The sequence below is a fragment of the Pauljensenia hongkongensis genome (genome assembly GCF_001746855.1).
GTDB lineage: Bacteria > Actinomycetota > Actinomycetes > Actinomycetales > Actinomycetaceae > Pauljensenia > Pauljensenia hongkongensis.
The window spans coordinates 1,353,956-1,354,990 of the sequence record NZ_CP017298.1 but is presented as its reverse complement, the minus strand read 5'-3'; the positions used below and the strand labels follow the sequence as shown (position 1 = coordinate 1,354,990).

At 72.9% G+C, this 1,035-nt stretch carries 1 protein-coding gene; it reads left to right on the top strand.

What is annotated here, in order from left to right; genetic code table 11:
- Nucleotides 1-1,035, top strand: a 1,035-nt coding sequence (gene purF, locus BH719_RS05580) for an amidophosphoribosyltransferase (RefSeq protein WP_083808184.1), incomplete at its 5' end; no start/stop codon positions are given.

Here is a 1,035-nt window from a genome sequence, read left to right as displayed (position 1 = left end):
CAGGCCGCGCCCAACGGTGCTGCCCAGTCCGCACACCCCACTCCTCCCGCTCCGCCTGTGGACCAGGAGGGGGCCTGCGCGCCCCTGGTGCCCGCCGCCCTCAAAGTCCTGCCGCGCCTCAAAGGCGCCTTCTCCCTGGTGTTCATGGACGAGGACGCGCTGTACGCGGCGCGCGACCCCCACGGCTACCGGCCCCTGGTGCTTGGCCGCCTCGACTCCGGGTGGGTCGTGGCGTCCGAGACCGCCGCTCTCGACCTGTGCGGCGCTGCCCTGGTGCGCGAGGTCGAGCCCGGCGAGCTCGTCTCGATCGGCGCCTCGGGCGTCCGCTCGTGGCGCTTCGCCGTGAGCCGCGCCAGCACCTGCGTCTTCGAGTACGTGTACCTGGCCCGCCCGGACACGACGATCGGGGGCCGTCGGATCGTGGCCGCGCGCCACGCGATGGGGGCCGCACTGGCCCGGGAGAACCCCGTCGACGCGGATCTGGTGATGCCCACGCCCGACTCGGGCACGCCCGCCGCCATCGGCTACGCGCAGGAGTCGGGCATCCCCTTCGCCCAGGGCCTCGTGAAGAACGCCTACGTGGGCAGGACCTTCATCGAGCCCACCCAGTCCCTGCGCCAGCTGGGCATCCGCCTCAAGCTCAACCCCCTGCGCGAGGTCATCGAGGGCAGGCGCCTGGTCGTCATCGACGACTCCATCGTGCGCGGCAACACGCAGCGCGCGCTGGTGGCGATGCTCCGCGAGGCGGGGGCCGCCGAGGTCCACGTGCGCATCTCCAGCCCCCCGGTCGCGTGGCCGTGCTTCTTCGGCATCGACTTCCCGACCCGTGAGGAACTGATCGCCTCGTCGATGGGCGTCGACCAGGTGCGCGAGTCCATCGGCGCGGACTCCCTGGCCTACTTGTCCCTGGAGGGGATGGTGGAGTCCACGGGCCAGGGCACCTCCTTGTGCCTGGGCTGCTTCACGGGGGACTACCCCGAACCGGTCCCCCCGGGCGCGCCCCTGCCCTCAGCGCCCGGCGCGGCCTCCTGCTAG